This is a genomic window from Pseudomonas sp. S60, assembly GCF_016647865.1.
Lineage (GTDB): Bacteria > Pseudomonadota > Gammaproteobacteria > Pseudomonadales > Pseudomonadaceae > Aquipseudomonas > Aquipseudomonas parafulva.
Genome location: NZ_JACVVH010000088.1, coordinates 1 through 8925 on the forward strand (window position 1 = coordinate 1; position 8925 = coordinate 8925).

The 8925-nt window shown below is 64.8% G+C and carries 5 protein-coding genes; 4 read left to right on the top strand and 1 reads right to left on the bottom strand.

The features are described 5' to 3' along the window. Positions 1-217: 217 nt before the first annotated feature. Entirely contained in the window at positions 218-1711 is a 1494-nt protein-coding gene (pap, locus tag IAE33_RS24050) for a polyphosphate:AMP phosphotransferase (protein ID WP_028634685.1), read from the bottom strand. Positions 1712-1874: 163 nt separating this feature from the next. Between pap and mnmC the strand changes: the two genes are divergently transcribed. The 4 genes from mnmC (at position 1875) to IAE33_RS24070 (ending at position 8800) form a co-directional block, all read left to right on the top strand. Then, complete coding sequence (mnmC, locus tag IAE33_RS24055; protein ID WP_201165680.1) at positions 1875-3845, top strand: bifunctional tRNA (5-methylaminomethyl-2-thiouridine)(34)-methyltransferase MnmD/FAD-dependent 5-carboxymethylaminomethyl-2-thiouridine(34) oxidoreductase MnmC; 1971 nt, start codon at positions 1875-1877, stop codon at positions 3843-3845. A 142-nt stretch (positions 3846-3987) separates the two neighbouring features. Then, complete coding sequence (locus IAE33_RS24060) at positions 3988-5775, top strand: N-acetylglutaminylglutamine amidotransferase (RefSeq protein ID WP_201165681.1); 1788 nt, start codon at positions 3988-3990, stop codon at positions 5773-5775. A gap of 3 nt (positions 5776-5778) precedes the next feature. Further along, positions 5779-7524, top strand: coding sequence for an N-acetylglutaminylglutamine synthetase (gene ngg, locus IAE33_RS24065; RefSeq protein WP_201165682.1), 1746 nt, complete (start codon positions 5779-5781; stop codon positions 7522-7524). Positions 7525-7618: 94 nt separating this feature from the next. Then, a complete protein-coding gene (locus IAE33_RS24070) occupies positions 7619-8800 on the top strand; it encodes an osmoprotectant NAGGN system M42 family peptidase (protein ID WP_028634681.1) in 1182 nt (393 codons plus the stop codon). The last annotated feature ends 125 nt before the right edge of the window (positions 8801-8925 follow it).

Here is an 8925-nt window from a genome sequence, read left to right on the forward strand (position 1 = left end):
AAAGCTCGCGATGCGCCGCGCGGGCGGCGCTCGGTCTCATAGGCGCAGATCCTGTTACGGCGAACACCTGACAGGTGCCTGGGCATGCATGCGTGGCGATGAGCCCTTTGATACGGCCAAGCTGTTTAGCGCTACGCACCTCAAAAAGATTGACCGGCAACAGAGTATCTACAGGGGGTGTGGGCTGGACCAACCCCCTGCGAAAGCGAGCAGCTAGCTATTTCTTGTGCTTGGCGAACGCGGCTTCGAGCGCTTCATTGACGGTGCGCAGCACCTTCACCCTTGCCCAGCGCTTGTCGTTGGCCTCGATCAGCGTCCAGGGCGCGATCTCGCTGCTGGTGCGGTCTACCATGTCGCCCACGGCCTGGCTGTAATCGTCCCACTTGTCACGGTTGCGCCAGTCGTCCTCGGTGATCTTGTAGCGCTTGAACGGGGTCTGTTCACGTTCCTCGAAGCGCTCCAGCTGCGTCTGGGGGTCGATTGCCAGCCAGAACTTCACCACCACCACGCCGGCATTCACCAACTGCTCTTCGAAGTCGTTGATCTCGCTGTAGGCACGCATCCAGTCGGCCGGGCTGCAGAAGCCTTCCACCCGCTCGACCAGTACCCGGCCGTACCAGGAGCGGTCGAAGATGGTGAACTTGCCCCGGGCCGGGATGTGCCGCCAGAAGCGCCACAGGTAAGGCTGGGCGCGCTCTTCTTCAGTGGGGGCGGCGATGGGTACGATGCGGTATTGGCGCGGGTCCAGCGCTGCGGCCAGGCGGCGGATGGCCCCGCCTTTGCCGGCGGCATCGTTACCCTCGAAGGCGGCTACCAGCGCGTGCCGGCGCATGCGCTTGTCGCGCAGCAGGCCGGCCAAGCGCGCCTGCTCGGTCACCAGTTGCTCCTGGTAGTCCGCTTTGTCCAGCCGCAGGGTCAGGTCCAGGGCGCCCAGCAAGCTGCGCTCATCGATGCTGCGGCCCAAGGGCGCAACGTTGCCCTGGTGCTTGCCCTTGGGGTTGTTGGCCAGGGCGGCCTGCAGGCTTTCGAGCAGAATGCGCCCCACCGCCAGGCTGCGGTAGTGGGGGTCTACGCCCTCGACGATGTGCCATGGCGCGTAGTCGCGGCTGGTGCGGCGCAGCACACGCTCGCCAAAACGCACGAAGCGGTCATAGGTGTGCGACTGCTGCCAGTCCAGCGGGCTGATCTTCCAGCTGTGCAACGGGTCGTCCTTCAGGGATTTCAACCGCGCCTTCATCTGCTTCTTGGACAGGTGGAACCAGAACTTGATGATCAGCGCGCCTTCATCGCACAGCATCTGCTCCAGGTGCTCGGCGCCCGTGATGGCCTGGTCCAGCACGGCGTCCTTGAACACCCCATGCACCCGGCCCTGCAGCATCTGGCTGTACCAGTTGCCGAAAAACACCCCCATGCGCCCCTTGGGTGGCAAGGCCCGCCAGTAGCGCCAGGCCGGTGGCCGCGCCAGCTCTTCGTCGGTTTGCTGGTCGAAGGTGAGCACATCGATCATGCGCGGGTCCATCCACTCGTTCAGCAGCTTGACCGTCTCGCCCTTGCCGGCACCCTCCACGCCATTGATCAGCACGATGACCGGGAAGCGCGCCTGCTGCTTGAGTTCGTACTGGGCTTCGAGCAGGGCCTCACGCAGGGCGGGCACCTCGGCGTCGTACGTTTCCTTGTCGATACTGTGGCCGATTTCGGCGGATTCGAACATGCATGGGCTCCTTTGATGGATAACCAAGATTAGCGGAAATCAAGCGGCAGAAGGTCAGTGGCAAGCTGCAAGTTGTGAGCTGCAAGCTGCGGGGGTTAGCTGCAAGAAAAGCTTGGTCATGCGAACATCTGCGCTTCTCTTGCAGCTTGCCGCTCAACCAGACATGACCGGAACTACCCTCCTTCAGCACGCCCAGATTGACTGGGATGACCAGGGCCGCCCGCATTCGCGGCAGTACGACGATGTGTACTTCGCCGTTAACGAAGGCATTGATGAAACGCGACACGTGTTTCTCGGACAAACGCGCCTGGCTGAACGTTTCACTGCCTTGGCCGCCCATGAGTGCCTGGTAATCGGCGAAACCGGCTTTGGCACCGGCATGAACTTCTATTGCGCCTGGCAGTTGTTCGAGCAGCACGCCACGGTAGGCGCCCGCCTGCACTTCGTCAGTGTCGAGAAGTACCCGCTCAGCCACCACGACATGGCCCGCGCGGTCAGGCTGTGGCCAGAACTGGCAGCCTTTGGCGAACCGCTGCTGGCGCAGTACGTGGCCGTACACCCGGGTTACCAGCAGTTCACCTTCGCCGAAGGCCGGGTGACCCTCACCTTGCTGGTGGGGGATGTACTCGAACAACTGCCCCAGCTCGATGCCCAGGTCGATGTGTGGTTCCTCGACGGCTTCGCCCCGGCCAAGAACCCCGACATGTGGACGCCTGAGCTGTTCGCCCAGCTGGCCCGGCTTTCACACCCAGGCACGGTGCTGGGCACCTTCACCACCACCGGATGGGTTCGGCGCAGCCTGGTGGAGGCCGGTTTTGCCATGAAGAAAGTGCCCGGCATTGGCAAGAAGTGGGAGGTGATGAGTGGCGCTTATGTGGGGCCGGTGGCTGACAGCACGGCACCTTGGTACCGCCGCCCAGCCTCTGCGCCAGGCCCCAGGCAGGCGCTGGTGATTGGCGCCGGGCTGGCGGGCAGCAGCACGGCGGCCAGCCTGGCCCGGCGCGGCTGGCACGTCACGGTGCTGGAGCGTCATGCCGCACCTGCGCAGGAAGCTTCGGGCAACCCGCAAGGGGTGTTGTACCTCAAGCTTTCGGCCCACGGCACCGCGCTTTCACAGATGATCGTGGCCGGTTTCGGCTACACCCGTCGCCAACTGGAGCACCTGCAGCGCGGCCAGGATTGGGACGCCTGCGGGGTGCTGCAACTGGCATTCGACCCCCAGGAAGCCGAGCGCCAGCGCAAACTGGCGGCCGCCTTCGACACGGGCCTGCTGCAACCACTGTCGCAAGACCAGGCACAGGCCATCGCCGGGGTAACGCTGCCGGCAGGCGGGTTGTTCTACCCTGAAGGCGGCTGGGTGCACCCGCCGGCGTTATGCAGGCAGCAGCTGCAGCACCCGCGCATCCGCACCGTCACCCACCAGGAGGTGGCCGAACTGCGCAAGGTCGATGGGCTGTGGCAGGCCTGGGGCGGTGAGGGGTTGCTGGCAAGCGCCCCGGTGGTGGTACTGGCAGGTGCCGCGGACGTACGCCACTTCGCGCCCTGTGCAGGCCTGCCGCTCAAGCGCATTCGCGGCCAGGTTACCCGGCTGCCGGCCACGCCAACCAGCCGTGCACTGGGCACGGTGCTGTGTGCAGAAGGCTATGTGGCGCCGCCACGCGGTGATGAACACACCTTGGGCGCCAGTTTCGATTTCCACAGCCAGGACGTGGCACCTACCCTGAAAGAACACCAGGGTAACCTGAAGCTGCTGGACGAGATCTCCACCGACCTGGCCGAGCGGCTGGGCGCCCACACCCTGGATGCAGCGCAATTACAGGGGCGCGCGGCCTTCCGCTGCACCAGCGCCGATTACCTGCCGATCGTCGGCCCCCTGGCCGACCCCGAGGCTTTCGCCGACGCCTATGCGGTGCTGGCGCGCGATGCCCGGCAGCAGCCCCAAGTGCCCTGCCCCTGGCTAAACGGCCTGTACGTGAATAGCGGCCACGGATCTCGCGGGCTGATAACCGCACCCTTGAGCGGCGAACTGGTGGCAGCCTGGGTGTGCGGGGAGCCATTGCCATTACCGCGAACAGTGGCCGAAGCCTGCCACCCAAACCGCTTTGCGCTGCGCAAATTGATCCGCGGTAAATGACCAAACTGGGGGTTATACGCCTACCTACCCACCAACCCTTATAACCGATCGTTCTAAAACTCTCACAAAGCACATGGGTCAGTTCCAGAAGGTGCCCTAATCCGGGGCACCCCCTCCCCAACGGAAAAACCGGTAAGGACTTATGTGCGGATTAGCTGGAGAATTGCGTTTCACCCCCCTCGGCCAAGCCCCTCGCCCAGCCGACCTGGCTGCTGTAGAGCGCATCACCCATCACCTGGCGCCACGCGGCCCGGATGCGTGGGGCTTTCATAGCCAGGGGCCGATTGCCCTTGGCCACCGTCGCCTGAAAATCATGGACTTGTCCGACGGCTCTGCCCAGCCGATGGTAGACAACACCCTGGGCCTGTCCTTGGCTTTCAACGGCGCCATCTACAACTTCCCGGAGCTGCGCCAGGAGCTGCTGGACCTGGGCTACAGCTTCTGGTCCGACGGTGACACCGAGGTGTTGCTCAAGGGCTACCACGCCTGGGGCGCGGCCCTGCTGCCAAAACTCAACGGCATGTTCGCCCTGGCCATCTGGGAGCGCGACAACCAGCGCCTGTTCCTGGCCCGTGACCGCCTGGGTGTGAAACCCCTATACCTGTCGCGTAACGGCGAGCGCCTGCGTTTTGCCTCTACCCTGCCTGCGCTGCTCAAAGGTGGCGATATCGACCCGATGCTCGACCCGGTCGCCCTCAACCACTACCTGAACTTCCATGCTGTAGTACCGGCACCGCGCACGTTGCTGGCCAACGTACAGAAGCTGGAGCCAGGGACCTGGATGCGCGTCGACCGCCACGGTGAGGTAGAACGCCAAACCTGGTGGCAGTTGCAGTACGGCCCCAACCCCGACGAGCGTGACTTGGACCTGGAAGGCTGGACCACCCGCGTGCTGGACGCGACCCGCGATGCCGTGGCCATCCGCCAGCGCGCTGCGGTGGACGTCGGGGTGCTGCTGTCTGGCGGCGTCGACTCCAGCCTGCTGGTGGGCCTGCTGCGTGAAGTGGGCGTGGAGGATTTGTCCACCTTCTCTATCGGCTTCGAAGATGCCGGTGGCGAGCGCGGTGACGAGTTCCAGTATTCCGACCTGATCGCCAAGCACTATGGCACCCGCCACCACCAGCTGCGCATTGCCGAGCACGAAATCATCGACCAGCTGCCAGCGGCCTTCCGCGCCATGAGCGAGCCGATGGTCAGCCATGACTGCATCGCGTTCTACCTGTTGTCCCGGGAAGTGGCCAAGCACTGCAAGGGCGTGCAAAGCGGCCAGGGCGCCGATGAGCTGTTCGCCGGCTACCATTGGTACCCCAAGGTGGATGGCGCTGATGACGCTTTCACGGCTTACCGCGAGGCGTTCTTCGACCGCAGCCATGCCGAGTACCGTGACACGGTGCAGGGGCCCTGGCAGTTGGACAACGACGCGGCCGGTGACTTCGTGCGTGAGCATTTCGCCCGCCCCGGTGCCAGCGCTGCCGTGGACAAGGCCCTGCGCCTGGACAGCACCGTGATGCTGGTGGACGACCCGGTCAAACGGGTGGACAACATGACCATGGCCTGGGGGCTGGAGGCGCGCACCCCGTTCCTGGACTACCGCCTGGCAGAGCTGTCGGCCCGCATTCCCGGGCGTTTCAAGCTGCCCGATGGCGGCAAGCATGTGCTCAAGCAGGCGGCTCGCCGTGTGATCCCTCACGAGGTGATCGACCGAAAAAAAGGCTATTTCCCCGTGCCTGGCCTGAAGCACCTGGAAGGCGCCACGCTGGGTTGGGTACGTGAATTGCTCACCGACCCCAGCCAGGACCGGGGGTTGTTCAACCCGGCCATGATCGACCGTTTGCTGAGCAACCCCCACGGCCAGCTGACCCCGCTACGCGGCTCCAAGCTCTGGCAGCTGGCCGCGCTGAACCTGTGGCTGACCGAACAAGGACTCTGACCCATGAAAGCCCACGAAACTGCCTATGGCCAGCGCCTGCTGCGCGGCCAGGCGCCCTCGTACGAGCGCCTGCAGGCACGCCTGGCGGGCGATGGCAGCGAGCCTCAACACCAGCCCCGTGCCCTGCACTGCGGCTGGGGCCGGCTACTGATCGGCCACACCTACGCCGACCCGGCCAAGCTCGCAGAAGATTTGCTGGGTGAATGCCGTGGCGAGCGTGATATTGCGCTGTACGTGGCGGCCCCCCAGCAGGTGCTGGCCCATGCCCCGCAGCAGCTGTTTCTTGACCCATCCGACACCCTGCGCCTGTGGTTTACCGACTACCGCCCGGCGCAACGGGTGTTCCGCGGCTTTCGCGTGCGCCGGGCGCAGAATGACGGCGACTGGCAGGCCATCAATACCCTGTACCAGGCCCGCGGCATGCTGCCCGTCGACCCTGAACTGCTCACCCCCCGCCACCTGGGCGGCCCGGTGTACTGGCTGGCGGAAGACGAAGACAGCGGCGCGATCATCGGCAGCGTGATGGGCCTGAACCACGCCAAGGCCTTCGACGACCCGGAAAACGGCAGCAGCTTGTGGTGCCTGGCCGTAGACCCCCACTGCACCCGCCCCGGGGTGGGCGAAGTGCTGGTGCGTCACCTGATCGAACACTTCATGAGCCGGGGCCTGGCCTACCTGGACCTGTCGGTGCTGCACGACAATCGCCAGGCCAAGCGCCTGTACGAAAAGCTGGGGTTTCGCAACCTGCCCACCTTCGCCGTCAAGCGCAAGAATGGCATCAACGAGCGACTGTTTCTGGGGCCTGGCCCGCAAGCCGACCTCAACCCCTATGCACGTATCATCGTCGACGAGGCGCTGCGTCGGGGCGTGGAAGTGCAGGTCGACGATGCAGCATCTGGCCTGTTCACCTTAAGCCTGGGTGGCCGCCGCATCCGCTGCCGTGAATCGCTCAGCGACCTGACCAGCGCCGTGACCATGACCTTGTGCCAGGACAAGCGCCTGACTCAGCGGGCATTGGGTAATGCAGGCTTGCAAGTGCCGGCGCAGCAGTTGGCCGGTAACGCCGATGAAAACCTCGCGTTTCTCGAAGAGCATGGCGCGGTGGTGGTAAAGCCGGTGGATGGCGAGCAAGGCCAGGGGGTAGCGGTCAACCTCACCACCTTCGAGGACATCGCCCACGCCGTCGAGCAGGCGCGCCAGTTCGATAGCCGTGTGCTGCTGGAAAGCTTCCACGCTGGCCACGACCTGCGCATTCTGGTGATCGGTTACGAGGTGGTTGCAGCCGCTATTCGCCACCCGGCGCAGGTAACCGGCGATGGCACGCACAGCATCCGCGCGTTGATCGAAGCCCAGAGCCGCCGACGCCAGGCCGCGACCGGTGGTGAAAGCCGCATTCCGCTGGACGATGAAACCGAACGCACGCTGGTAGCGGCAGGCTATGGCTATGACCACATTCTGCCCGCCGGCCAGCAGCTGGCGGTGCGTCGCACTGCCAACCTGCACACGGGCGGCACCCTTGAGGATGTGACGGCAACGCTGCACCCCGTGCTTGCAGAGGCGGCCGTCAAGGCTGCCCGGGCGTTGGAGATTCCCGTGGTCGGCCTGGATTTCATGGTGCGCGATGCCGCCCAGCCGGACTACGTGATCATCGAGGCCAACGAACGGGCCGGGCTGGCCAACCATGAGCCACAGCCCACCGCGGAGCGTTTCATCGATCTGCTGTTCCCCCACAGCCGGCCTTTGGGCTGACACACGATACCCAGCGCCGTGAGTGGCGGCCCGAAACCGGCCGCCGCTGCACGAACGCTGAACACTTCTCAAGACCACGACTGGAGGCCAGGACATGTCTGAGCGACATCCCGAACCCGATCTCGAATACCTTAAGCGCGTACTGCTGGAGATGCTCGCCATCCCCAGCCCTACCGGCTTTACCGACACCATCGTGCGTTACGTGGCCGAACGCCTTGACGAGCTGGGCATCCCCTTCGAGCTGACCCGGCGCGGTACCATCCGCGCCACCCTCAAGGGCCGCCAGAGTTCGCCAGACCGTGCGGTATCCGCGCACCTGGACACCATCGGCGCCAGCGTGCGCCAACTGCAGGACAACGGCCGGCTGGCGCTGGCACCGGTGGGCTGCTGGTCCAGCCGTTTTGCCGAGGGCAGCCGGGTGAGTGTGTTCACCGATACCGGTGTATTCCGTGGCAGCGTACTGCCGCTGATGGCCAGCGGGCATGCGTTCAACACCGCCATCGACCAGATGCCGGTGAGCTGGGAGCACGTGGAAGTACGGCTGGATGCCTATTGCACCACACGGGCAGATTGCGAGGCCCTGGGCGTGAACATTGGCGACTTCGTGGCCTTCGACCCGTTGCCCGAATTCACCGAAAGTGGCCACATCAGTGCCCGCCACCTGGACGACAAGGCTGGTGTGGCGGCATTGTTGGCTGCACTCAAGGCCGTGGTGGAAAGTGGCCGCCAGCCGCTGATCGACTGCCACCCGCTGTTCACCATTACCGAGGAAACCGGCTCCGGTGCTGCTGGCGCCCTGCCCTGGGACGTCAGCGAGTTCGTGGGTATCGATATCGCACCTGTGGCCCCGGGGCAAGCCTCCAGTGAGCATGCGGTGAGTGTGGCGATGCAGGATTCGTCGGGGCCCTACGATTACCATTTGTCCCGCCACCTGCTGAAACTGGCCGGTGATCACGAGCTGCCGGTGCGCCGCGACCTGTTCCGCTATTACTTCAGCGATGCTCATTCGGCGGTGACGGCGGGGCACGACATTCGTACGGCGCTGGTGGCTTTTGGCTGTGATGCAACACATGGCTATGAGCGTACCCATATTGATAGCCTGGCGGCGTTGAGCCAGTTGCTGTCGGCCTACTTGCTGAGCCCGCCCGTGTTTGCCAGTGATTCCCAGCCGGCCAATGCTTCACTGGAGCGGTTCAGCCACCAGCTGGAGCATGATGCGCAGATGGAGAGCGATACGCGGGTGCCGGCGGTGGACAGTTTGGTGGGCAATAAATAAGGTTGGCTGTGGGGGCGGGGGGTGTTTGCCTTGAGAGGGGCTGCGCCTGGGAGATCGAGCGCCGCCCGCGCGGCGCATCGCGCGCGGCGCGCGCGCCGACGGTTGTTTCGGGCCAATTAGGCCGG